Genomic DNA, 26,191 nt, shown 5'->3' with positions numbered 1-26,191 from the left:
GGCGGCTGGTGGGCAGGGAGGCAGGGCCAACGGAGAGGCCCGGTCGACTATTCGGATCCTGTTGGCGCACCGTGCTGTTCGGATTCCTGCTCTGCCTGCTGACCCTGCTGCTGCTCCTGGCTTCCCGCTCCTTCGGTGTGTTCACGCTCAGCGTTTCCGTCATCGCCAGCGTGACCATGATCGGGGTGGGGCTGCGCCGCTACGCACCCCCGCAGCCGCTGCCGTGGTATCTGCTCTCGATCTCCGCCGTGCAGTTCACCATCGGGACGGTCCTGCGGGATGTCACGCACTCGCAGACGCATCCGTTCGACGACCTGTTCACGCTCACCGGATACTGCGGTATCGGCGCGGCGGCGGTGCTGTGGCTGCGGCCCCGCAAGCGCAGCACCGATCACGATCTGCTGCTGGATTCCGCGCTCATCGGGTTGGGTGCGCTGCTGGCCTCGTGGACCTTCCTCATCTCGCCGATCCTGCACGCGGCCGAGCGGATCTCGTTCACCACGCTGACCGCCGCCACCTACCCGGTGGTGGACGCGCTCATGCTGACCGTGGTCGCGCATTCGGTGGTGACCTCGGCGCGTTCGGAATACTCCCTGCGTCTGGTGCACCTGGCCATGCTGATCATTCTGGCGGGCGATCTGGGCTACAACCTGGAGACGGCCGGATCGGCGGTGATCGAGCACGAGATCCTGCTGGTGCCACTGCAACTGGCGTACACGCTGATCGGGGTGGCGGCCCTGCACCCCGCCATGGTCACGCTCGGGGAACCGCGGCGCATCCTGTCGCACCGGTCACGGCAGCGGGCCAGCATCATCGCCACCGTGCTCATCGTGGCGTCACTGGTGCCGGTGGTGGGTTCGAGCCTGGATCCGGTGGACCGGCTGGTGGTGTCGTCGCTGTTCGCGCTGCTGCTGGCCGGAATGCTGCTGCGCAGTGAGCGCGCCATCGAACGCAGTGCGCGCAGCGAGCGGCGGGCGCAGTATCAAGCCGATCACGACATGCTGACCGGACTGCTCAATCGCGCGGCACTGCTGCGGGCGCTGCATCGCAATCGCGAGCGCTGGGGTGAGGCGCCGCTGGCGCTGCTGTTCATCGACCTGGACGGGTTCAAACGGGTCAACGACAGCTACGGGCACGCGGTGGGTGACGAGTTGATCGCCAATGCGGCGGCGCGGATTCGGCGCATCATCCGGCGCGACGACGCCGCCGCCCGCTACGGCGGTGACGAATTCGTGGTGCTCACCCCGGTGGGGCGGCAGCAGGCCACCCTGCTGGCGGAGCGGCTGCTGGCCGCGCTCGGTGAACCGTTCGAGCTCAGTGCGGCGGAGGTCCGGATCGCGGCCAGTATCGGTGTCGCGTGCAGCGGCGGACGGGGCAGCGACACCACCGTGTACGACCTACTGCGCGAGGCGGATTCGGCCATGTACCAGGCCAAAGAGTTCTCACTCGGCTACGTGTTCCAGGACGAGGCGCCCCCGGTCCAGCCCGCCGATCAACCGGCGCGGCAACGAGAAACGGCGGTCTGAGCGGACCCCGCCAGCCGAACGCGCGCGGTGTCCCGCCCCGCCCAACCCGCTCGGGGTTGGGCGGTTCGCACATCCGGCCGCGGCGGCGCGCCGACACCGGGCCACACCGGATCGTTGCGCCCGCGCCGAGTCGGTTGCGCGCGGCGACGCGACAAGCCGGGCGGCGGGGAGAGCCGGGACGGCAGGTCAGTTGCTGCCGAGCTCGTCGAGCAGGCGGCGGGCGTTCTCCAGTTCGGCCTGCAACTGTTCCACCTTGGCGCGCTGGGCGCCGCGCACCGCCTCGAGTACGGAGTCGACCACCTCGGCCACCTCCGGGTGCAGGATCTTGGCCGCCTGGGCTACCGACGAACTCGGCACCGAGAGACCGCGAATGGTGCGCTTCTTGCCGTTGACGACATCGAGGGTCCATTCACCGTCGGCGGTGCCGGAGAGGGTGACGGTCACCTCCGGGGCCTTGGCCTTGCGGGATGCGGCGGCGGCATTGCGGGCGGGGCGGGACCCGGCGGGCTTGGCCGCCTTGCCCGTGTCGTTGTTGGAGGTGGCGGCGGTGCCCGCGGGCTCCGCCGCCGAGCCGGGCTGCGCCGCTGCGGGATCGGGGGTGGGCGATGCGCTCGGCTGGGCCGATGGCATGGTCGCGGGCGACGACATCGTCACAGTGGAATCCTTCCTGGTTGCCGTTGTCGGTTTCGCTACAGGCGGTTTCGCGTCGGTCGTTGTCGCGGCGGCCGCGGCCTTGGCGGCGGTCGCCTTCTTCCCGGCCGCGGCGTCCTTCTGGGGCCGGGCCGGTTTGATCAGGGTGACCTCGGTGGGGCCGAAGGCCATCACATCTTTCGAGCCGGTCGGTTTTATCTGTAGGAAATCGCCCTCGGAGGGATCGCCGAGTGCGAGCACCTTCCCGGACCGCCCCTCCGGCACCCCGACCGCCGCGGCCGTGAACCACACCATCGGCGGACGGCCGGCCTCGATATCCGTGGCGATCTGCCGAATCTCGCTATCCGACAAGGGCTGTGGCTTGGTGCGGCGGGACGACATGGGGCACTCCGAGCGGTGGTGGACACTTGCGTGCCCAAGAGCATGCACCATGGCACCGACAAATCCACAACGGAGAGTTCGGCCCGCTGCTGATCCTAAGCGCTGCGCGGCCCCCGTCGGGTGAGTTCGACCCAAGCCCGGAGCAGCCTCCCGGCAATCGGTAAGCCGAGTTCAGAGCTGTTCCACATCGCGCAGCACGCACGCCACGGTATCCGGTCGCCGCACCGGATCGAGCCGGGTTTCGGTGGTGAAGTTCTCCGTCGCCCCCGGCTGCACCAGCACCTCGGTGCGGGTGCGCTCCAATACGGTCGACTCCGGCGTGACGAAGCTGACCACGACCGCGTAGCGGTGCTCGACGTCGTCGCGGTTGCTCACCACCCCGGCGGCCCGCCACCCGGCCGCCGTGCCCCCGCATTCGGTGACGAAGACACTGCGCTGCGCGTTCGACGCGTCCGTCGCGGCCGGTTCCGCACCGAACGCCTCGGTGGTGGTGTCGTCCCGATCGGCACATCCCGACGCCAGTACCGCACACACACCTGCGACACCGGCCAACCACACGCGGCGGGCGATCATCGAATCTCCCTTTCCCCAGCACACTTCCGGCCCCCGAACCTCAGTTGCCGTCCATTAGCTGCGCGAAGAGTACCCCACCACACCTGCGTGTCGTCACATGACGCGTGGGTCGTGTCGCAATCACGCAATCGGCGCACGCGGACCCGCTACCATGGGCGACGTTTCGCCAAGAGTTAGCTGTTGCAGTGTTTCCGAAACCCGGCGGCAAAGGTGGCTCGTGAGCAATTCCCAGCGTCACAGGTTTCTGGCCAGCGGTCTCACCCTCGCGCTCGGAGTGCTGGTCGGAGGCGGTTATCTGCTGTTCGACGTGATGCGGGTGCGACCGCCCGGATCGACGTACACGGTGACCATCCAATTGGACCGGTCGGGCGGTTTGCAGGCGGGTAACAATGTCACCTGGCGCGGCTACCGGATCGGCGAGATCACGGCCGTCGAACTCACCGACGCCGGCGCCGCGGTGGCGGTGCGCGCGGAAGTCGACAACCGTTACCGGATTCCGAAGGATACGGCCGTCCAGGTGCATGCGCTGTCCGCCGCCGGGGAGCAGTACATCGACTTCGTGCCCCATACCGATCGAGGTCCCTACCTCGACGACGGTGCGGTGGTGCCGTTCGACGCCGCCCGCACCTCCACCCCGGTGCCGCTCTCGGAGGTCCTGATCGACTCCAGCGAGCTCATCGCCCAGATCGATCCGGACAAGTTCGCCGTCATCCTGGACGAACTCGATATCGCGCTCAGCGGCGGACCGGACCAGTTCCGCGCCTTCGTGAACGGCATCAGCCTGGCCGTGGCCGGGTTGGACAATCTGCTGCCGCAGACCACCAATCTCATCACCAGCCTGCGCACCATCGCCGCCACCACCTCCCAGGCCCAACCCGATCTGGGCACGCTGACCCGCAATTCGCGCGTTCTCATCGATCAGGTCACCGCAGCCGACGCCGAGATCCGGGCGCTGCTCGACGACGCACCGGGCATGATCGACGTGGCGGCGCGGACGCTGGACCGCAATGCCGACCCCATCACCAGTCTCGCCACCAATCTCAGCGCCGTCGTCCGCTCGGCCCAGCTGCGCATTCCGGCGCTGCGGGCGCTGTTTCCGTCGCTGTTGATCGGCACCTCGGCCATGGGCGTGCCCGCGCACGACGGCGAGTTCTACACCATCGTGGATATCTGGCCGCGGCCGTTCTGCCAGTACCCGACGAAGCAGACGCCCCAATACGTGGTGCAGGACGGCACCTTCCGCCGCTGGAACTACTGCGCGAATCCGCCCGCCGATCAACAGATCCGCGGCTCGGCCAACGCGCCGCGGCCGAATGTTGCCGACAATGGCGCGAATCTGCCCACCGGGGTGGATCCGAACGAGCGGACGCCGCCGCCGGTGCGGTGACCCGGCACGCTGCCCGCGTTTCCCGGCCGGAGTTGTGCAACCGACAAGAGCGCCCGCGCGGGTATTCCACCGAGCGGATCGGCATCCATATCGTGGGCGGATGAACGCGATTCGCACCCGGCAGGACGATGCCGTCCTCACCGTGGAACTGGACAATCCGCCCTACAACTTCCTCACCGGCGCGATGATGCGCGACCTGGAAACGCTGCTGCACCGGCTGGCCGACGACGAGACGGTGCGGGCGGTCGTGGTGACCAGCGCGCTGCCCGGGGTGTTCGTGAGCCACTACGACGTGGCCGAGATTCTCGCCGGGGCCGAGGCCAGCCCGCTGCCGCTGAGTCCGGCGCTGGCCGGTGCGGCACTGCGAACCACCGGCGCGGCCAGTCATCTGCCCGGGGCGCGGGCGGTGCTCGGGCGCGGGATGACCGCCGGGCTCACCGATATCCTGCGCTATCACGAGGTGTGCCGCCTGATGCGGCGATCGGACAAGGTCTTCGTCGCCGCGGTGAACGGCCACGCCATGGGCGGCGGCTGCGAACTCGTCCTGTCCTGCGATATCCGGCTGATGGCCGACGGGCCGTACCGCATCGGGCAGCCGGAGATCCTGGTCGGGCTGATTCCGGGCGGCGGCGGCACCCAGCTGCTCACCCGCTCGCTCGGGGCGGCGCGGGCGCTGGAACTATGTCTGGAGGGCGCGCCGATCGACGCTGCCACCGCGCGGGATATCGGACTGGTGAACCGGCTGATCGATCCGGATCGGCTGCTCGCGGAGGCGCTCGATACCGCGCGGCGGTTGGCGCGGCGCTCCCCCGTGGCCGTCGCCGCCGTCAAACGCGCTGTGCACGAGGGCGGTTCGGCCGGGCTGGAGACCGGGTTGCATATGGAGCGAGCCGGATTCCTCGCCGCCGCCTCGCAGCCGCAGACGCGGGACGCCATGCGCGCCTATCTCGCCGATGTGCGGCGCAACGAGGCGGCGGGGAAGGATCTCACCGCGTTCATCGAGGAGCGGCTGCCGGATTGGCACCGGGGTACGGCCGGGGAATCGTAGGACGGCCCGGGCGAATTCGCCGGGGGTGGCCGTGACTGTTGGATTCCGCACACTTCCTACCAAGCAAACGCTTGGCTGCTAACGTCGGAGGGGCAGGAGGACGGTGACGGACATCGATCGCAGCGCGGCGACGATGGAGCGCCGCAGCGCCCTACCGGTCCGCGTGGACGCGGCCGATCGGGGACTATCAATGGGGATGTACCGGGGGCAATTCGATTCCGCCCGAGGCTTTTTCGAGCATGGGCGCAGGCCGTCTCGCGCCGCCCGTCCACCGCCAGTGCGAGAGACAGGAATGGGTACATGAGCACCACCACGCAGGTTCCGGATCCGAATCACCCGCTGCTGCCCCTGGCGCGGGCCTACACGAGTTATTTCACCCCGAAGGTGAGCGGGCTGGAGAATCTGCCCGCCTCGGGTCCGGCGCTGGTCATCGGCAATCACTCCTCCATCTACTGGGCGCCCGAGGTGTGGATCACCTTCATGGCCATGATGGAGCGTCGCCCCACCGAGCCAACCTTCGGGGTCGCGCACGAAATCCTTTTGCGCGCACCATTTCTCGGTGACAGTCTGCGGCAGTTCGGCGTGATTCCCGCGTCCCAGGAGGCGGCGGCGGCCGGACTCAAGGACGGTGGCGCGGTCATGGTGTATCCCGGTGGCGACTGGGAGGCGTGCCGTCCCTGGACCGAGCGCGGCAAGATCGATTTCGCCGGGCGCAAGGGATTCATCCGGCTGGCCCTGAAACTGGGAGTGCCGGTCATCCCAGTGGTCGCCAACGGCGGCCACGATTCCATCTTCATCCTCAGCCGTGGCGAACGCACCGCCAAGCTCTTGCGGCTCGACAAGCTGTTCCGCGCCAAGGTGTTCCCCTACACCGTCGGCCTCCCCTTCGGCATCGCCCCGGTGATACCGCAGATACCTCTCCCCGCCACGGTCGACGTCAGCTTCCTCCCTCCTCTGGACTGGTCCACCGAACCCGGTGACCCCGAGGACACAGCCGCGGTGGCCGCCCACTACGAATCAACAGTGCGCACCATGCAAACCGAACTCGACCGCCTCCGAGCCGAAACCCCCAACCCGGTGTCCGCGGGTATCAAGAACCACCTCGCGGCCCTCCCCGGACCGCTGTCCGGCTTGGCGAACCTCCTGTAGGACGACATACCGCCCGACGGACAGCCGTGGCCCGGAGAGACCTCCTACTCTCCGGGCCGCACCCCAACCGTCCGGGCCACACTCACCCGCCCCTCGGGCCGCGCTCACCCGCCCCCGGGCCACGCTCTCGCGCTTCCCTCAGCACGCTCGCAGGCCGCGGTTCGACACACCACGGACGCACGTCGCATCAGCTGTAGCGCAAGCCGCATCGACCGCGGCCCGCATCAGGAACGGACGCAGGCCGCACCGGCTACGGCGCACAGCGGAATCTTCGGCGGCGCAAGCGGCACCGGCTACGGCGCTGGTTCACATCGGCTGCGGCACAAGGCGTGGACCGCGGGGCTCGACGCATCGGCTACGGCGCAGGCCACACCGGCTACGACGATGGAGCGCAACAGCCACGACTCCAGCCGCATCGGCTACGGCGCTGGGGCGCATCAGTTGCGGCACAAGGCGTGGACTGCGGCGCTCGACGCATCAGCCGCAGCTCCGGCCGCATCGGCTACGGCGCTGGATCGCGTCAGTTGCGGCACAGGGCATGGACTGTGCCGCTCGACGCACCGGCTACAGCACAGGCCGCACCGGCTACGGCGCTGGATCGCATCAGCTGCGGCACAGGGCATGGACTGCGGGACTCGATGCGGCGACCAAGGCGCTGACCGCACCGGCGAGATGCGACGAACCATATCGGCTGTGGCGCTCGACGTATCGGCGAAGCGCGAGTCCGTGTCGGCTGGCGCGAGTCGGTGTCAACTGGCGCGAGTCGGTGTCGGCTGTGGAAGGGCGGGCAGATCGGCGGTGTTAGCCGCGCACGTCCACCACGAGGGCGGTGGCGTTGTCGGTGCCGCCGGAGGTGAGGGCGGTTTCCACCAGGGAGTCGGCGGTGAGGCCGGGGGTGGTGGGGTGGGTGAGCAGGGCTTTGACGGTGGCGATGTCCAGGGGCTTGTGGACGCCGTCGGTGGTGAGGAGGAAACGGCCGGTGCTGGAGCCGGTGGCGGCCTGGCCGATGTCCTCGACGCGGGCGGTGCGGGCGGAGGTGGTGACCAGGTGGCCCATCCCGGGCAGGGGTTCGTGGCCGCGCAGGCGGAAGTATTCGGCGACGGTGTGGTCGGTGGTGATCTGGTGCAGGACACGGCCGTTCCAGCGGTAGACGCGGCAGTCGCCGACCCAGGCGATATCGCACGGGCCGTCGGGGCGACCGTCGGCGGGCAGTACCGCGACCGCCAGCACGCTGTCACCGCCGGACTCGGGTAGCTCGCGTTCCAGTTCGGTTCGGGCGGCGAGGATTCCGGCGCGCGCCCCCTCGGTGACCGCCACCCGCGCCGCCGTGCGGGCCACGATGCGGGCCGCCCGGGCCGCGCCCAGATGGTCGCCGACGCCGTCCGCCACCACCACCGCGGTACGCCCGACCCGGCGGTCGGTCACCGTGGCGACCGCATCGGCGTTGATCTCGCGCCGTCCGCGCTTGCTGACCGCTTCCCCCGCGACCCGCACCGCCCGCCCCTCCCCGTCCGGACCTACCGACGCGACGGCTCCGACCTCGATGGCTGCGCTGTGCATGGCCCGACCTCCTCGGACTCGCGGGTGCTGCCGATCAGCACAACCCATAGTCAACAGCCTCGAGCCGTGTTCCGCGCCAGAATTGCCTGTGTAGTTGCTATGTGATCGGATTGTCACCTAACCGGTCGTCGGTCGGCTGACCTGCTGCGGAGCCGTTATCGAGCGCGCGCAGCCGAGCCCGCAGGATCGGGCCGAGTTCGGCTGCCTTGTCGGCGCTCAGCATTCCGGTATGCCAGGCGTCAACGGGGACTTCCTCGATGCGGCCGGTGATGTACCGCCGCCAGGTCGCGGTGAACCCGTCCCGGTTCGGCTCGCGGGCGGAGGTGAACAGCAGGGCGTCGCCGGTGAAGTGGCGCGGGTCGTAGGGCAGCGGTTGGGAGAAGCTCTCCAGGACGCGTTCCACCTGCGGTGCCGTCAGGATGCCGGCGCGGCTGATCCGATCGGAGACCAGGGCGTAGAAGTCCTCGACCCGGTCGATGTCGGGAATATCGGACAGGCCGAGGGCCTCTCGCCAGCCGCCGAGAATCCGGCCGACGGTCTCGGCCACCTCGCGCGGTCCCGGTTCCGGCAGCTCGACGGGTTCGGTGGTGATGCCGGCGTCCACCAGGGCGAGCAGGCCGACCGAGTGGCCGAGCTCCTGGAGTCGTGCGGCCATGGCGTGCGCGATCTGGCCACCCAGGGACCAGCCCAGCAGGTGGTAGGTGGTGTCCGGGAACCGTTCCAGGAGTTCGCGCACATACCGATCGGCGTATGCGCCAACCGATTCCAGCCGAGGTTCGTCGGCGACGATGTAGGGGTCCTGGAGGCCGTGGACGGGGCGGTCCGGCTCGAGGTGACCGACCAGTGCGCCGTACACCCAGGCCAGGCCGCCGCCGGGATGGACGCAGAACAGCGGCGGGCGGGTGCCCGCGGAGCGCAGGGGGGTCAGGACGCCGAGCGAGATGTTCAGGGTGTCCGCGCCGCTGTCGAGGGCGTGCGCGAGTGCGGCCGGGCTGGCGTCGGAGAAGAGGTGGCCGTACCGCAACTGCCTGCCGGTGCGGGACCGCAGCAGCGTGACGACACGCACCGCACTGAGCGAGTTCCCGCCGAGTGCGAAGAAGTCGTCGTCCGCGCCCACCCGGTCGACCCCGAGCACCTCGGCGAACACCGCCGCGACCAGCCGCTCGGTGGCCGTGGCCGGTGCACGGAAGGTACGTGCCGCGAGCACCGGTTCCGGCAGCGCGCGGCGGTCGACCTTGCCGCTGGCGGTCATCGGCAGGGCGGTGAGCGCCATGACGGTATCGGGCACCAGGTAGCCCGGCAGGCGCTGGCCCAACTCCCGACGCACCCGATCCGACTCCACGGTATGGTCCGGCCGCGCCGTCACATACGCGGCCAGGCGCGCCCCGGCGGCGTCGTCGGAGTTGTGCACGACGACCGCCGCCTGCTCGATGCAGTCCAGGTCGGCGAGTGCGGCTTCGACCTCGCCCAGCTCCAACCGCTGGCCGCGCACCTTCACCTGGAAGTCCGCGCGGCCCACGAAAGCCAGCACCCCGACCCGGTCGGTGGCCGAGCTTCCCGCGGCGGCGGATTCTCCTGTGGCTGTGCGGAGTTCGAACTCGTCCGCCACCGCGGATGCACCGCGCGCTGCACTGGAATCGGCCGCGGCCGCGGCGGATGTACCGGCCGTGGGCCGGAAGGCGAGCGCGGTCGGTGTGGTTTCGCGGGTACCGGACCTGGAATGGTGGCTGGTCCACCGCACCAGATCGCCGGTGCGGTACAGGCGGGCACCGGGTGGGCCGTAGGGGTCGGCGACGAACCTGGTCGCCGTCGCGGCGGCCCGGCCACGGTAGCCGCGGGCCACCCCGGGGCCCGCGATGTACAGTTCGCCCACCACGCCCGCGGGGACAGGGCGCAGCCAGGCGTCGAGCACCAGCACCGTGGCACCGGGGATCGCCGAACCGAGGGTGACCGGGGTGTCCGCCCGCAGTTCGGGGCTGCCGGTCACCCAGATCGTCGTTTCGGCGGGGCCGTAGAGGTTGTGCACGCGCCGCCGTCCCGCCACATCGGTGCGCGACCAGCGGGACACCAGGTGGGGCGGGCACCGGTCCCCGCCGGTGAGCACCACCCGCAGGTCGTCGAGACCGTCGGGGTCCAGTGAGAGCGCGACCGCGGGTGTCAGGAAAGCGTGGGTGACGCGCTGCGCACGCAGCACCTCCGCGAGCGGCTCACCGCCGAACGCGTCCGGGGGCGCGACGACCAGTGTGGCGCTGCCCGACAGCGCCAGCAGCAGTTCGAGCATGGCGGCGTCGAATGTCCGTGCCGCCACGGCGACTACGCGCGAGTCCGGGTCGACATCGTATTCGCGCTGGTCCGTCGCCACCAGGGCGGCCAGACCGGAATGCGGGACCGCCACCCCCTTCGGGCGGCCGGTGGAGCCCGAGGTGTACACGACGTAGGCCGTCGTGGTCGGCAACAGCAGTCCGGGACGATCCGTATCGGATACCGCGGTCGCATCGAACCGCGTCAGGTCGATCGCGTCGAGACGGAGCGTCGGCACACCGGGCACCTCGAAACCCAGGTCGTGCACCGCGAGCAGGCAGCGCGCTTCGGAATCGGTGCATACGAACAGGTTTCGTTCCACGGGGTGCGCGGGATCCACCGACACGAAGGCCGCCCCGGCCTTGGCGACGGCCCAGACGGCCAGCACCCAGTCCAGTGAGCGCGCGACGCCGATGGCGACCACCGCTTCGGGTCCGACGCCGTACCCGATCAGGCAGCGCGCCAACCGGTTCGAGCGCTCGTCCAGCTCGCGGTAGGACAGTCGCCGGTCACCGTCGACGACCGCGTCACCCTCGGGATGGCCCGCCACCGCCACCTCCAGCAGCTCCGGCATCGTGATGGTGGCGAGGTCGAGGTCGGGGCCGTGCCCGTACTCGGCCAGGAGGCGCTGCCGCTCCGCGATCGCGAGGATGTCGATATCCCGCACGGGCACGGCGGGATTCGCGGTGATGGCGCGCAGCACCCGCAGCAGGCGTTCGGCGACGTCGGCGACCGTCCGCGCGTCGAAGAGGTCGGTGGCGTAGCCGATGTGCACTCCGAGCGCGCCGTCGGCGTCGGCGATATCGGTCAGAGTGAAGGTCAGGTCGAACCGTTCGATGCCGGTGTCGGTCCCGACGGGCGTCACCGACACCTCCGGCAACTCCACCCCGGCCGGATCGAGGTTCTGGAAGGCCAGCATCACCTGGAACAGCGGGTGGTGGGCCTGGGTCCGAGGCGGATCCAGCGCCTCCACCACCTGCTCGAAGGGAATCTCCGCGTGCGCGAAGGCATCCAGGTCGACGCCGCGAACCTCGGACAGCAGTTCGGTGAAGGGCACCGACTCGTCCACGCGGGTGCGCAGCACGAGCGTATTGACGAACATGCCCACCAGATCGTCGAGTTCGGCCGCACCGCGCCCCGCGACCGGTGTGCCCACGGCGATGTCGGCACTGTTCGACAACCGCGCCAGCAGCACCGCCAGGGCCGCGTGGAACACCATGAACATGGTCACCCCGCGCGTGCGCGCCAGCTCCCGCAGAGCGGTGACCACCGCCGGATCCACGGTGCACCGATGGGTGGCCCCCCGATGGGAGGCCACGGCCGGGCGCGGGCGATCGACGGGCAGCTCCAGGACCTCCGGCAGACCGCGCAGCCGCTCGGTCCAGAAGTCGAGTTGCCGCGACAGCGGTGCGTCCGGGTCGTCCGACGTGCCCAGCGATTCGCGCTGCCACAGGGTGTAGTCGGCGTACTGCACCGGCAGCGGGGCCCACTGCGGCTGCCGCCCGGCGCAGCGCGCGGCGTAGGCGGCGGCCAGGTCTCGCGCCAGCGGAGCCATGGAGAAGCCGTCCGCGGCGATATGGTGCACCACCCACACCAGCACGTACTCCTCGGGACCGGTCGACAGCAGTCGAACCCGCAGCGGAACCCGCTGCGCCACATCGAATCCCACCGATGCCGCGGCGGCGACCGCGGCGGTCACGGCGGTGGGTTCCACCGGCCGGGGCGTCAGGTCGATCTCCGCCACGGCGGGCAGCTCCTCGACCGGGACGACCACTTGGAACGGCACACCGTCCACATCCGGGTACCGCGTGCGCAGCACCTCGTGGCGGCCCAGCACATCCCGGACGGCGGCCGCGAGCGCCGGCACGCGCACGGTGCCGGTCAGGCGCAGCGCCAGCGGGATGCTGTAGGCCGCGGATTCGGGGGCGTACCGGTTGACGAACCACATGCGCTGCTGCGCGAACGACAGCGGCACCCGCTCCGGCCGCACCCGCGCGGCGATCCGCGGCACGTCCACCGTCGCAACGCTGGTGCGGGTGTCGAGCAGCGCCGCCAGCTCCGCGACCACCGGCCGCTCGAACACGTCGCGTACGCCGACGCCGAGACCGGTCTCGTCGGCCAGTCGCGCCGACAGCCGGGTCGCCGACAGCGAATTGCCGCCCAGGGCGAAGAAGTCGTCGTGGCGGCCGATCCGCTCGGCGTCGAGCACGGCCGCGAACACGCGGGCCACCAGCTTTTCGGTGCGGGTGACCGGCGCGCGGTACTCCGCCCGCTCCCACACCGGTTCGGGCAGGGCCGCCTTGTCGACCTTGCCGTGCACCGTGACCGGCAGCCGGTCCAGCACCGTGACCGCGTCCGGCACCATATAGCCGGGCAGGCGCTGCCCCAGCGCGCGCCGCACCGTCGCCGGGTCGGGCCGGTGTCCCGGCGCGGCGACCACGTAGGCCACCAGGCGCGCACCGGCACCGCCGTTCGGGGTGTGCACGACGACGGCGGCCTGTTCGACGTCCGGCAGCTCGGTGAGGGCGCTTTCGACCTCACCGGGCTCCATCCGCTGACCGCGCACCTTCACCTGGAAGTCGACCCGGCCCACGAATTCCAGTACCCCGGAGCCGGATTCCGGGTCCGGCAGCCACCGAACCAGGTCGCCGGTGCGGTAGAGACGCTCCCCCGCCGTCCCGAACGGGTCGGCGACGAAGCGCGCGGCGGTCAGGCCCGCACGGCCTCGGTAGCCCCGCGCGACTCCGGGTCCGGAGACGTACAGTTCACCCGCCACCCCGGCGGGCACCGGCCGCAACCACGCATCCAGCACCACCACACCCATGCCCGGGATCGGCCCGCCGATCACCACCGGGCGACCGGGTGTCAGTTCGGCGCCGGTCACCCAGACGGTCGCCTCGGCCGGACCGTACAGATTGCGCACCGTGCGCCGACCCGCGGTATCGGTGCGCGACCAGCGCGACACCAGCTGTGGCGCACAGCGATCACCGCCGGTCATGACCATGCGCAGCTCATCCAGACCCTCCGTTTCCACGGTCAGCGCCACCGCGGGCGTCATGAACGCGTGCGTGATGCGCGCGGTGCGCAGCAGCGCGGCCAGCGCCGGGCCGCCGTACACGTCGTCGGGTGCGATCACCAGCAGCGCGCCGCCCGAGACCGCCGACAGGAGTTCGAGGACGGCCGCGTCGAAGGTCCGCGCGGCGACCGCCAGCACCCGCGAATCGGGCCGTACCTCGTGGTCACGGAGCTGCGCGGCGGCCAGGGCCGCGAGTCCGGCATGGGTGACCTGCACGCCCTTGGGGCGGCCGGTGGATCCGGAGGTGTAGATGAGGTAGGCGGTATTGCCGGGCCGAATGCCGCGGTGGCGGTCGGCGTCGGTGACCGGCGTGGGCGCGCATGCCGCGATCGCGTCCGCGCTGCCCGGGTCGTCCAGCACCAGCCAGGCCACGCCGTCGCGCGGCAGTGCCGCCGCATGGTTTTGGGTCGTGATCCCGATGCGCACAGCGGAATCCGTGCAGACGAACCGATTGCGGTCGAGCGGGTGGCCGGGGTCCAGCGAGAGGAACGCGGCACCGGCCTTGGCGATGGCCCAGACCGCCAGCACCCATTCCGGGGAGCGCGGCAGGCCGATGGCGATCACCGACTCCGGGCCGACGCCCTGACCGATCAAGTAGCGCGCCAATCGATTCGAGCGCTGGTCGAGTTCGCGGTAGGTGAGGGTCCGATGGCCGTCGGTGACCGCGTCGCCGTCGGGGTTGCGGGTCACCGCCGCCGCCAGCAGGTCCGGCATGGTCACGGCGGCCGTGGCCGGGTTGCCGCGGCGTCCCCAGTCGCGGACGAGCCGATCGTGCTCGGCGGGCGACGGCAGGCCGAGGGCACGTACCGGCGTCTCCGGGGCACGGGCGACCGCGCGCAGGGTCTCGTGCAGCCGGGTGGCGAACGCCGTGACGGCGGTCTCGTCCAGCACGTCCGGACGGTACTGCAATCGAATCCGCAGGCCGTCCTGTGCGATGACACTGCAGGTGAGCGGATAGTGGGTGGAGTCGGCGGCGCTCACGCCGGTGACGGCGACGCCGCCCGGTCCGGTGAGCCGACGCACCGCGTCGACGTCGACCGGGTAGGACTCCAGCACCATGACGGTGTCGAACAGGGCGTCGCTACCGGCGAGTGCGTGAATCTCGGTGAGCCCCAGGTGCTGATGGTCGAGCAGGGCCGCCTGTTCGTCGTGTACGCGGGTCCACAGCCGGGTGACCGGCTCGGCCGGGCGCAGGCGCACCCGGGTCGGCACCGTATTGATGAACAGCCCGATGGCGCGGTCGGCACCGGGCAGCTCACCGGGACGCCCCGACACCGTCGTGCCGAACACCACATCACCGCGTCCGGTCAGTCGCGCGATCAGCACGGCCCACACCGACTGGAGGACGGTGTGGAGCGTGACGCCCGCGGCGGCGGCCGCGGCCGTCAGCTCTCGGGTCTCGTTGTCCGCGACGGTGATCCAGTGGTCGGCGACGATCCCGGTGTCGGCGGCGGCACCGGCGATCAGGGTGGGTTCGACGCCGTCCAGCGCGCGAGCCCAAGCGGCGCGGGCCGCGTCCCGGTCCCGAGTCGCCAGCCAGGCCAGGAAATCTCGGTACGAGCCGGGAGCCGTCGGCGCGTGCTCGCCCAGATACGCGGCGAACAGTTCGGTGAGCAGCAGCGGGCAGGACCAGCCGTCGAGAATCGCATGGTGGTTGGTCAGGATCAGGGCCCACCGCTCGGGGGCCGTCGCGGCGACGGTGCAGCGCAGCAGTGGGGCCGCCGCGAGATCGAAGCGCCGCGCCTTCTCGGCGGCGGCCAGCTCCGCGAGCGCGGCCTCGCTATCGGTCGCGTCGGTGAGATCCACGAATTCCCAGGGTATTTCGGCGTCATCGCAGATCACGGCCACGGTGGTGCCGTCGCGGCCGGTGGCGAACGCGCCGCGCAGGCTCGGGTGACGTTCGAGCACCACCGCCCCCGCCCGGCGCAGCCGGTCGACGTCCAGGTCACCGGACAGTCGCAGCAGCACCTGTGACGCGTACAGATCGTCGGCGGCGGCCCATCGGGCGTGGAACAGCAGCCCGGCCTGCAACGGGGTCACCGGCCAGATATCGCTCAGCGCCGGATACGCCCGCTCCAACCCATCGATCTCCGGTTGCGTCAACCGCACCAGATCGAAGTCGGACGGCGAATGTCCTCCCGCACCGGGCAGTTCGGCGTACTCGGCGATCGCGGTCAACGCCCCCGACCACAACTGCGCCAACTCCTCGACCTCGGACCGGTCGAGCAGCGTACGCGGGAACCGAAGGCTCCCCCGCAGCCGGTCGCCCACCGCGATCGCGCTGATGTCCAGGGCCACCGTCACCGGTGTCTCGGGATCGGGTGCCACCGCGAGTTCGCCCAGCCCGCCGTGGATGTCGTCGTCGCCGGTATCGGAGACCCGGCCGAGGTAGTTGAAGGCGATGCGTCCCGGCATCCGGTCCGGCAGCTGGGCGGCGGTCTGGGGATTGAGGTACCGCAGCAGGCCGTAGCCGATGCCCTTGTCCGGAAGGGCGCGCAGGGTCTCCTTCACCGACCGCACCAGCGCGGCCGCACCGGCACTGCCGGTGAGCGGTCCGTCCGGGTCGAGCCCGGTCGTATCGAAGCGGACCGGGAACATGGAGGTGAACCAGCCGACCGTACGGGACAGCTCCGCACCGGGCACCACCTGCTCCTCGCGTCCGTGCCCCTCCAGGCGCACCAGCACCGACGGCTCCGCGATGCCGCGCCGGTGACGCCAGATGCGCACGGCCGCGGCCAGACTCGCCAGCAGTCCGTCGTTGACGCTGCCGTGGAAGACCGCCGGCACCGTCGACAGCAGCGCGCGGGTGACCGACTCGGGCAGTTCGATGCCGACCTGGTCCAGTACTTCGACGGTATCGATCCCCGGATCCAGGTCGCGCCCGCCCCACAGCGGGTCCGGACCGGTCACCATGGCGTGCCAGACGGATAGTTCGGCCGTGCGGGACACCTCGGCGGCGGCGGTCACCAGGCCGTGGGCCCAGCGCCGCAGGGAGGTGCCCACCGGTGGCAGGGTCGGCGCGCTGCCGGTGGCGGCTTGGGCCAGGGCCGCGAGCAGGTCCGGCACCAGGATTCGCCAGGACACGCCGTCGACGACGAGATGGTGCGCCACGATCAGCAGCCATCCGGGTGCGCCGTCGGCGGGCGCGAGCCAGACCATGCGCACCATGTCGCCGGTGCTCGGATCCAACCGCCGCAGCGCCGAATCCAGTTCCACCGCGGCGATATGGGTGACGGTCCGGCGGCCTCGTTCGGAGTCGACGTCGACGGCCGGGTCGAGCGCGCGCCGGTGCAGTACCGTCGCCGCGTTCACCGCATCGGCCGCGGCGATATGCAGGGACCACTCGCCCGATCCGTCGTGGCGCAGCGTCGAGCGGAGCGCGTCGTGCCGCTCCAGCACTGCGCCGATGGCCGCGAGCAGGGCCGATTCGTGGACACCGGCCGGGAGTCGCAACACCACGTGCTGGTCGAAACGCTGGAAACCCTTGCCCCACTCCACCATCCAGCGGGCGATCGGCAGCAGGGGCAGCTCGCCCACTCCGCCGCCGGGCAGCTCGGTCGCGGTGGCTGCCGCGTCCGCGGCGGTCCGGGCGACCGTCGCGAGACGGGCCGCGGTCCGCTGCTCGAATACCTCCCGTGGACCGAACACCACGCCCCGTGCCCTGGCTTTCGCCACGACCTGGATGGAGACGATGGAATCGCCACCGAGGACGAAGAAGTCGTCGTCCATGCCGACCCGGTCGGTCCCGAGCACGTCGGCGAACACCTCGGCGATGATCCGCTCGGTCGCGCCGGCGGGTGCACGGTAATCTCGTTGCGCGAGCGCGGGTTCGGGCAGGGCACGGCGGTCGACCTTGCCGCTGCTGTTCAACGGCAGTTCGTCGAGCACGGTCACCACATCCGGCACCAGGAACGCGGGCAGCCGCCGGGCCACCGATTCGCGCACGCCGGAAGGGTCGAGGACGCTGCCGGGCGCGGCCACGACATAGGCCACCAGCCGCGTCGCGGCGGCGTCGCCCGCCGGGTGGTGCACCATCGCGACGGCCTGCCCCACCCCCGCCACTTCGGTCAGCGCGGATTCGACCTCACCGAGTTCCAGGCGCTGACCACGCACCTTGACCTGGAAGTCGGAACGCCCGACGAACTCCAGTTCCCCGGCACCGGAACCCGATTCGCCGGTGATCCAGCGCACCAGGTCGCCGGTGCGGTACATGCGTCGCCCCGGCCGGCCGTGAGGGTCGGCCACGAACCGGGTCGCGGTGAGGCCCGCACGGCCCCGATAGCCGCGCGCCACCCCGGGTCCCGAGACGTAGAGTTCACCGACCACGCCCGTGGGCACGGGCCGCAGCCAGGTGTCCAGGACCGCCACCGACATGCCGGTGATGTTCGCGCCCAGCGTGATCGGCGCATCCGCGCGCAACTCGCGGCTCCCGGTCACCCAGATGGTGGCCTCCGCCGGACCGTACAGGTTGTGCACGCGCCGCCGCCGGGCCGGGTCGGTGCGCGACCACCGCGCCACCAACTGCGGTGGGCAGCGATCGCCGCCGGTCAGCACGACCCGCAGCGCGTCGAGTCCGTCGGCGTCCATCGACAGCGCCACCGCGGGCGTGAGGAACGCGTGGGTGATGCGCCGCGATCGCAGCAGGTCCGCCAACGGCGGGCCGCCGTAAGTCTGCTCGGGCGCGACGACCAGCGCGGCGCGGCCGGAGACCGCGAGCAGCAGTTCCAGCAAGGCCGCGTCGAAGGTGCGCGCCGCGACCGCCAGCACGCGCGAATCCGGGTCGACGGCAACGCGGTTCCGGTGGTCGGCCACCAGGTTCGCCAGTCCGGCATGGGTGACCTCCACCCCCTTCGGCCGACCCGTCGAACCGGAGGTGTAGACCACATAGGCCGTGGTGGACGGTCGCACCGCACCGCGGTCCGCGGCCGTCACCGGTGCGGGCGCGCACGCCGCGATCTCGTCCGAGGTGGCGGTCGCGTCGAGGACCAGCCACGACACCCCGTTCACCGGGAGGTCGGCGGTGTGCGCGGTCACGGTGAGACCGACCCGCACCCGGGAATCGGCGCAGACGTAGCGATTGCGGTCGATCGGGTGGCCCGGGTCCACGGACAGGAAGGCCGCGCCGGTCTTGGCGACCGCCCAGACCGCCAGCACCCAGTCCAGGGAGCGGGGCACGCCCACCGCCACCACCGACTCGGGGCCGACGCCGCGGCCGATCAGGAAGCGCGCCAGGCGATTCGTCTGCTCGTCCAGTTGCCGGTAGGTGAGGGTGCGATCGCCGTCCACCAGCGCCGCGCAGTCCGGATTGCTCGCCACGGCCGCCGCCAGCAGGTCCGGCAGCGGAGTGCCCGCCCCGGCGTGGTCGTCCCCGGCGCACGGCGGCAGCCGACGCTCCCGCTCCGGCAGCGGGTCGATGTCGCGCACCGTGGCGGCGGTCTCGGTGCCGATGATGTGCAGCACCCGCCGCAGTTGCCGGGTGAACGCGGCGATGGTGTCGGCGTCGAAAACCGCCGTGTGGTACTGGATTCGCAGGCGCAGGGTGTCCTGGACGGTGGCGGTGCAGGTCAGCGGGTAGTGGGTGGCGTCGTCGGCGACGATGCGCTCGACGGTGAGGCCGCCGTCGCCGATGCTGTGTTCGATGCCGTCGGCGTCCACCGGGTACGACTCCAGCACCATGAGGGTGTCGAACAGACTGTCCTGCCCGGTGAGCGCGTGAATCTCGCGCAGGCCGACATGGTGGTGGTCGAGCAGCGCCGCCTGTTCCCGGTGCATGCGAGCCCAGAGCTGGGCCACGGATTCGTCGGGGCGCAGGCGAACCCGGGTCGGAATCGTATTGATGAACAGGCCGATGGTGCGCTCGGCGGCGGGCAGGTCGCCGGGACGCCCGGAGACCGTGGCCCCGAAGACCACGTCGGTGCGTCCGCTCCACCGTGCGGTCATGATCGCCCAGGCCGACTGGAGCACGGTATTGACGGTCACGCCCGCCGCCGCGGCGGCGGCCAGCAGGTCGCGGGTTTCGCTGTCGTCCAGCGTGATCGCGTGATCGGCCACCGCGAGCGGGCCGGTGCCGAGGGTGGCCCCGGCGGCGAGAAGGGTGGGTTCGGCGCCGTCGAGCGCGGCGGTCCAGGCGGCGCGGGCCGCGTCCCGGTCCCGGGCCGCCAACCAGACGAGGAAGTCCCGGTACGAACCGGGCGGCGTTCCCGGCGCGTCGGCGTAGTGGCCGAACAGATCGGTGAGCAGTAGCGGCCAGGACCAGCCGTCGAGGATCACATGGTGGTTGGTCAGCACCAGCGCCCAGCGGTCGGCGGGCAGTGCGGCGACCGTGCACCGCAGCAGCGGTGCGGCGGTGAGGTCGAAGGGGGTCGCCTTCTCCGTCGCGGCCAACCGCGCCAGCGCGGTGTCCGGATCGGGATCGTCGGTGAGATCCACTACCCGCCACGGCAGTTCGACGTCGTCGCGGAGCACCGCTACGGTGCTGCCGCTGTCGGTGGTATGGAACGCGGTGCGCAGGCCGTCGTGGCGGGCCAGCAGCGTGGCCGCCGCGCGGCGCAGCCGGTCGGCGTCCAGGTCACCGGACAGTCGCAGCATCAGCTGTGCGACATAGGCGTCCGCGTCGGCGTCGACCAGGTGGGCATGGAACAGCAGTCCGGCTTGCAACGGAGTCACCGGCCAGATGTCACCCAGGGACGGGTACGCGGCCTCCAACGCGTCGATCTCCGATTGCGTGAGCCGCACCAGCTCGAAGTCGGACGGCGAATGCCCACCCGCACCGGGTATTTCGGCACATTCGGCGATCGCGGTCAACGCCTGCGACCACAGCTGTGCGAACTCCTCGACCTCGGACCGATCGAGCAGCGTACGCGGGAAGCGGAAACTGGCCCGCAGCCGATCGTCGATGGCGATCGCGCTGATGTCCACCGCCACCGTCACCGGCATATCCGGATCCGGTGCGGCATCGAGCTCGCCCAGTCCGCCGTGCACCTCGCTGTCGCCGGTGTCGGCGGCGGAGACTCGGCCCAGATAGTTGAAGCCGATCCGTCCGGGCATGCGATCGGGCAGCCGGGCGGCGGTGTCGGGATTGAGATAGCGCAGCAGGGCGTAGCCGATGCCCTTGTCCGGGAGGGCACGCAGGGTCTCCTTCACCGACCGCACCACCGTGGCGACGTCCGCGAGGTCGACGCCGGTCAGATCGAAGCGCACCGGGAACATCGAGGTGAACCAGCCCACGGTGCGGGACAGGTCCGCGCCGGGCACCACCTGTTCCTCGCGCCCGTGCCCTTCCAGCCGCACCAGCACCGTCGGTTCGTCGCTGCCGCGGCGCGCCAGCCAGAGTCGCACGGCCACGGCCAGACCGGCGAGCAGCCCGTCGTTGACGCCGCCGTGGAATGCGGTCGGGACCGTGGTCAGCAGGGTGCGCGTGACCGCCTCGGGCAGCTCAACGCGCACCTGGTCGAGCGTCTCGGCGGTATCGACCGCGGGGTCGAGGTCCCGTCCGCCCCACAGCGGGTCGGGTCCGTCGACGATGCCCTGCCAGAACTCCAGTTCCGCCAGCCGAGCCGGTTCCGCGGCCGCCGCGACGAGGCCGTGCGCCCACCGCCGCATCGAGGTGCCCACGGGGGCGAGAACGGGGGCCGCGCCGGTGCGCACCCGGTCGAGCGCCGACAGCAGATCCGGGACCAGCACGCGCCAGGACACGCCGTCGACCACCAGGTGGTGCGCCACCACCAGCAGCCAACCGGGCATATCGCCGAGGTCGAGCCAGACGAACCGCACCATCGCCCCGGCGGCCGGATCGAGCGCTCGCAGAGCCGAATCCAGCTCCGCGGCGGCGATATTCGTGACGGCCTCCAGGCCGTCGGATACCAGCTCCGGGTCGATCGGCCGGTGACGCAGCCGCGACGCCGCGGCGACCGTGCTCGGCGGCGCGACCGAGATCCACCACTGTCCGGGCGCATCGCACCGCAGCGTCGAGCGCAGCATGTCGTGGTGGTCCAGCAGCGCGCCCAGCGCGGTGTGCAGCCCGGTTTCGGTCACGCCGTCGGGCAGCCGCAGCATCACGTGTTGCTCGAAACGCCGGAAACCCTTCCCCCACTGCACCATCCAGTGCGCTACCGGCAGCAGCGGCAGTTCGCCCACACCGCCGCCGGGCAGCTCCGCCAGCGTGACCGCGGCGGCCGCGGTGGTGTCGGCGACGGCCGCCAGGCGCGCCGCCGTCCGCTGTTCGAAAACGTCGCGCGGGCCGAAGGCCACGCCCCGGGCCCGCGCCTTCGCCACCACCTGGATGGAGACGATGGAGTCGCCGCCCAGGGCGAAGAAGTCGTCCTCCGCGCCGACCCGGTCGATGCCCAGCACCTCGGCGAACACCTCGGCCACCACCTGTTCGGCGGGGGTGGCCGGTGCCCGGAACTGGTGCGGGGTGAGCACCGGTTCCGGCAGTGCGCGGCGGTCGATCTTGCCGCTGCTGGTCAGTGGCAGTTCGTCGAGCACCGTCACCACATCCGGCACCAGATAGCCGGGCAGGCGTCGGCGCACCGACTCCCGCACCGCTGCCGGATCGAGCTCGGTTCCGGGCGCGGCGACCACGTAGGCCACCAATCGCGCTCCGGCGGCGTCCTCGCTGCCGTGCGCGAGCGCGACGGCCTGCGCCACGCCGGTCACCCCGGTCAGCGCGGCCTCGACCTCACCCGGTTCCAGACGCTGACCACGGACCTTCACCTGGAAGTCGGACCGGCCGACATACTCCAGAATGCCGGTGGCGGAGTCGGATTCGCTGCCGTTCACCCACCGCACCAGATCGCCGGTGCGGTACAGCCGCTCGCCGGGTCGCCCGTAGGGGTCGGCGATGAAGCGTCCCGCCGTCAATCCCGCACGACCCCGATACCCGCGTGCCACACCGGGGCCCGACACGTACAGCTCACCCACCACGCCCACCGGAACCGGCCGCAGGGACGAATCCAGCACCCGCATGGACATGCCCGCGATACCCGCGCCGAGGGTGATCGGATCACCCGCGCGGAGTTCGGGGCTGACGGTCACGATGACGGTGGTCTCCGTGGGGCCGTAGACATTGAAGAAGCGCCGCGCACGCGCGGTGTCGGTGCGCGACCACCGTGCCACCAGATCCGGTGGGTAGTGCTCGCCGCCGACCGTGACCACCCGCAGTGCGTCGAGTCCGTCGGGGTCCACCGACCGTGCCACCGCCGGGGTCCAGAAGAGGTGGCTGATGCGTTGTGCGCGCAGGAGTTCGGCCAGCGGTTCGCCGCCGTAGACGTCGGCGGGCGCGAGCACCAGCGTCGCGCCGGCGGGGACGGCGAGCAGGATCTCCAGCACGGCGGCGTCGAAGGTGCGGGCGGCCACGCCCAGTATTCGCGACTCGGTGTCGATCGCGTACCGCTGCGCCTGGGTGGCGGCGACCGCGGACAATCCGGCATGGGTGACCGCGACGCCCTTCGGACGGCCGGTCGACCCCGAGGTGTAGACGATGTAGGCGAGGGCATCGGGATGGAGCGCACCGCGCCGATCCGCGTCGGTCACCGGTGCGGCGGGCTGGTCGCGAACCCGCTGCGCCACTTCCGGAGCGTCCACGACCAGCCATTCGGGCACCGCGTCCGACAGCTCCGCACGGTGGCGCTCCAGTGTGATCCCCACGCGCACCTCGGAATCGGCGCACAGGAACCGATTGCGCTCGCCCGGATGCGCCGGATCGAGGGAGAGGAATCCGGCCCCGGCCTTGGTGACGGCCCAGACCGCCAGCACCCATTCCAGCGACCGCGGCATGCCGATGGCGACCACCGACTCGGGGCCGACCCCGCGCTCGATCAGGCAGCGCGCCAACCGATTCGTGTGTTCGTCCGCGGCCCGGTAGGTCAGGCGGCGTTCGCCCGCGACGACCGCGTACCCATCGGGATTCGCTGCCACGGCCCGCGCCAGCAGTTCGGGCAGCGTGCCGCCGTCGGAGGCCGGGACGGTGTCGGCGCGGCCCCATTCGGAGAGCAGGCTGTGCCGTTCGGAGGCCGAGAGGATGTCGATATCCCGCACGGCGCGGTCGGAGTCGGCGGTGCAGGCGCTCAGTACACGGATCAGCCGCTGCGCGAACGCGGACACCGTGGCCTCGTCGAACAGATCGGTGGCGTAGCCGATCGCGATCGGCATGGCCCCGCGTTCGTCGGGGGTGTCGGCGGCGGTGAGGGTCAGGTCGAACCGTTCCACGCCGGTGTCGGCACCCGATGCGACGACATCGACTCCGGGCAGGGCGATGTCGGCGTCGGCGAGATTGTGGAAGGCCAGCATCACCTGGAACAGCGGGTGCCGGGACTCGCTGCGCGGCGGATCCACCGCCTCCACCACCTGTTCGAACGGAATCTCGGCGTGCGCGAACGCTTCCAGGTCGACGTCGCGCACCGCGGCCAGCAGGTCGGCGATCGTTGCCGACTCGTCGATCCGGGTACGCAGCACCACCGTGTTCACGAACATGCCGACGAGACCGTCGAGTTCGGCCGCGCCGCGCCCCGCGACCGGCGACCCGACGGCGATATCGGCGCTGCCCGACAGCCGCGACAACACGACCGCCAGGGCGGCGTGGACGATCATGAACACCGTGACGCCGCGAGCGCGGGCAGTGTCGTGCAGCCCGGCGACCACGCTCGGTGCGACCGTGACGTGGAGGGTGGCTCCCCGATGCGACGCCACGGCCGGTCGGGGCCGGTCGGTCGGCAGGTCCAGAGTGTCCGGCAATCCGTCCAACTGCTCGGACCAGTACCGGAGCTGTCGCGTCAGCAGCGAGGTCGGGTCGTCCGCCGAGCCGAGGAGTTCTCGCTGCCACAGGGTGTAGTCGGCGTACTGCACCGGCAGCGGCGCCCACGCCGGGTGCCGTCCGGCGCGCCTGGCCCGATATGCCTCGGCCAGATCGCGGGCCAGCGGACCCATCGAGAAGCCGTCCGCGCCGATGTGGTGCACCACCCACACCAGCACGAACTCCTCGGGCCCCACCGACAGCAGCCGCACCCGCAGCGGAATCCGCTGCGCGACATCGAATCCCACCGCCACCTCGGCGGCGACGGTCGCCGCGACAGCGGCGGCTGCCACGGGGCGCGGTGTGGTGTCCACCTCCGCCGCGGCGGCCAGCTCCGCGACCGGCACCACCGACTGATAGGGAACGCCGTCCGCGTCGGGATAGCGCGTGCGCAGCACCTCGTGGCGGCCGAGCACATCCCATACCGCCGCCGACAGCGCGGCCACGTCCACACGACCGGTCAGCCGCAACACCATGGGAATGCTGTAGGCGACGGAGTCCGGTGCGAAGCGGTTCACGAACCACATGCGCTGCTGCGCGAAGGACAGCGGCACCCGCTCCGGGCGCGTCCGCGGCCGCAGTGGCGGAACCGCTGCGGCGGTGGCCGATTCCGCCACCCGGGCGGTGAGTGTCGCCGCCAACTCGCCCACCACCGGCCGCGCGAAGATATCGCGCAGGCCCACCGTGACGCCGATCCCGTCGGCCAGCCGCGCCGACAGCCGGGTGGCGGACAGGGAATTGCCGCCCAGCGCGAAGAAGTCGTCATCTCCTCCGACGCGGCCGGTACCGAGCACCTCGGCGACGATGGCCGCCACCCGCGCTTCGATCGGCGTGGCGGGCGCGCGATAGGCGGCCCGCGCCGACACGGGTTCGGGCAGCGCCGCCCTGTCCAGCTTGCCGTTCACCGTCAGCGGCAGTTCGTCGAGCACCAGCACCGCATCCGGCACCATGTAGCCGGGCAGGCGTCGGCCCACGGCTTCCCGGATCCGGGCCGGATCCGGACGGTGGCCCGGATCGGCCACCACATAGGCCACCAGGCGCGCGCCGTCGCCGTCCGCCGGGGTGTGCACCAGCACGACGGCCCGGTCGATACCGGCGAGGTCGGTCAGGGCGGCTTCGACCTCCCCCGGCTCCAGACGCTGTCCCCGCACCTTGACCTGTCCGTCACCGCGTCCGACGAACTCCAGTTCCGCGGCGCCCGAGCCGTTGTCGTCTGTCGTCCAGCGCACGAGATCGCCGGTGCGGTACATGCGACGCCCGTTCTCACCGCAGGGGTCGGCCACGAAACGGGCGGCGGTCTGTCCCGGGCGGCCCGCATAGCCCCGGGCCAGTCCCGCGCCGCAGACGTACAGCTCGCCCACCACGCCGGTGGGAACCGGCCGCAGCCACGAATCCAGTACGCGCACCGTCATTCCGGCGACGACCGTACCCATGGGTACCGGTGCACCGGCCCGCAGGTCCGCGCTGCCGGTCACCCAGATCGTGGCCTCGGCGGGGCCGTACAGGTTGTGCACCCGGCGCCGACTCGCGCGGTCGGTATGCGACCACCGGGCGACCAGGGCGGGCGGGCAGGCCTCACCGGCGAGGGTGAGCACCTCCAGGTCGTCGAGCCCGGCGGGGTCGACGGTGGCGGCCACGGCCGGGGTGAGCACGGCGTGGCTGACCCGTTCGGCGCGCAGCAGGTCGGCCAGGGCTCGGCCGCCGTAGACGTCGGGCGGGCTGACCACCAGCGTCGCGGAACCCGACA

8 protein-coding genes (1 of these 8 cut by a window edge) are annotated in these 26,191 nt (G+C 71.4%); 4 read left to right on the top strand and 4 right to left on the bottom strand.

The genetic code is table 11. The annotated features are described in order from the left end of the window. Positions 1–71: 71 nt before the first annotated feature. Positions 72–1,526, top strand: coding sequence for a GGDEF domain-containing protein (locus QJS31_RS04695; RefSeq protein ID WP_306356006.1), 1,455 nt, complete (start codon positions 72–74; stop codon positions 1,524–1,526). Positions 1,527–1,712: 186 nt separating this feature from the next. Here QJS31_RS04695 and QJS31_RS04690 read toward each other — a convergent pair whose 3' ends face one another. Next, positions 1,713–2,558 carry a DUF6319 family protein gene (locus QJS31_RS04690; protein WP_306356005.1) on the bottom strand — a complete coding sequence of 282 codons (846 nt, stop codon included), beginning with the start codon at positions 2,556–2,558 and terminating at the stop codon, positions 1,713–1,715. 171 nt (positions 2,559–2,729) lie between these two features. Next, positions 2,730–3,131 carry a hypothetical protein gene (locus QJS31_RS04685; protein ID WP_282785686.1) on the bottom strand — a complete coding sequence of 134 codons (402 nt, stop codon included), beginning with the start codon at positions 3,129–3,131 and terminating at the stop codon, positions 2,730–2,732. Between the two features lie 217 nt (positions 3,132–3,348). Here QJS31_RS04685 and QJS31_RS04680 point away from each other — a divergent pair, with 217 nt between their 5' ends. The 3 genes from QJS31_RS04680 (at position 3,349) to QJS31_RS04670 (ending at position 6,715) form a co-directional block, all read left to right on the top strand. Further along, positions 3,349–4,518, top strand: a complete 1,170-nt coding sequence (locus QJS31_RS04680; RefSeq protein ID WP_282785687.1) for an MCE family protein — start codon at positions 3,349–3,351, stop codon at positions 4,516–4,518. Positions 4,519–4,618: 100 nt separating this feature from the next. Then, positions 4,619–5,566, top strand: coding sequence for an enoyl-CoA hydratase/isomerase family protein (locus tag QJS31_RS04675; protein ID WP_306356004.1), 948 nt, complete (start codon positions 4,619–4,621; stop codon positions 5,564–5,566). A 300-nt stretch (positions 5,567–5,866) separates the two neighbouring features. Continuing rightward, positions 5,867–6,715, top strand: a complete 849-nt coding sequence (locus QJS31_RS04670) for a lysophospholipid acyltransferase family protein (protein ID WP_306356003.1) — start codon at positions 5,867–5,869, stop codon at positions 6,713–6,715. 801 nt (positions 6,716–7,516) lie between these two features. On the opposite strand, the gene QJS31_RS04665 is transcribed toward QJS31_RS04670, so the two are convergent. After that, entirely contained in the window at positions 7,517–8,275 is a 759-nt protein-coding gene (locus QJS31_RS04665; RefSeq protein WP_306356002.1) for a PP2C family serine/threonine-protein phosphatase, read from the bottom strand. A 97-nt stretch (positions 8,276–8,372) separates the two neighbouring features. Continuing rightward, positions 8,373–26,191, bottom strand: the 3' portion of a protein-coding gene (locus QJS31_RS04660; RefSeq protein WP_306356001.1) for a non-ribosomal peptide synthase/polyketide synthase. Its footprint extends 10,768 nt past the window's final position; 17,819 of the gene's 28,587 nt are visible here — the last part of the coding sequence; the start codon falls outside the window, past its right edge; the stop codon is at positions 8,373–8,375.

Origin of the sequence: Nocardia sp. CC213A, assembly GCF_030766805.1 — a bacterium.
Lineage (GTDB): Bacteria > Actinomycetota > Actinomycetes > Mycobacteriales > Mycobacteriaceae > Nocardia > Nocardia otitidiscaviarum.
This window is presented reverse-complemented; position numbering and strand designations above follow the sequence as displayed.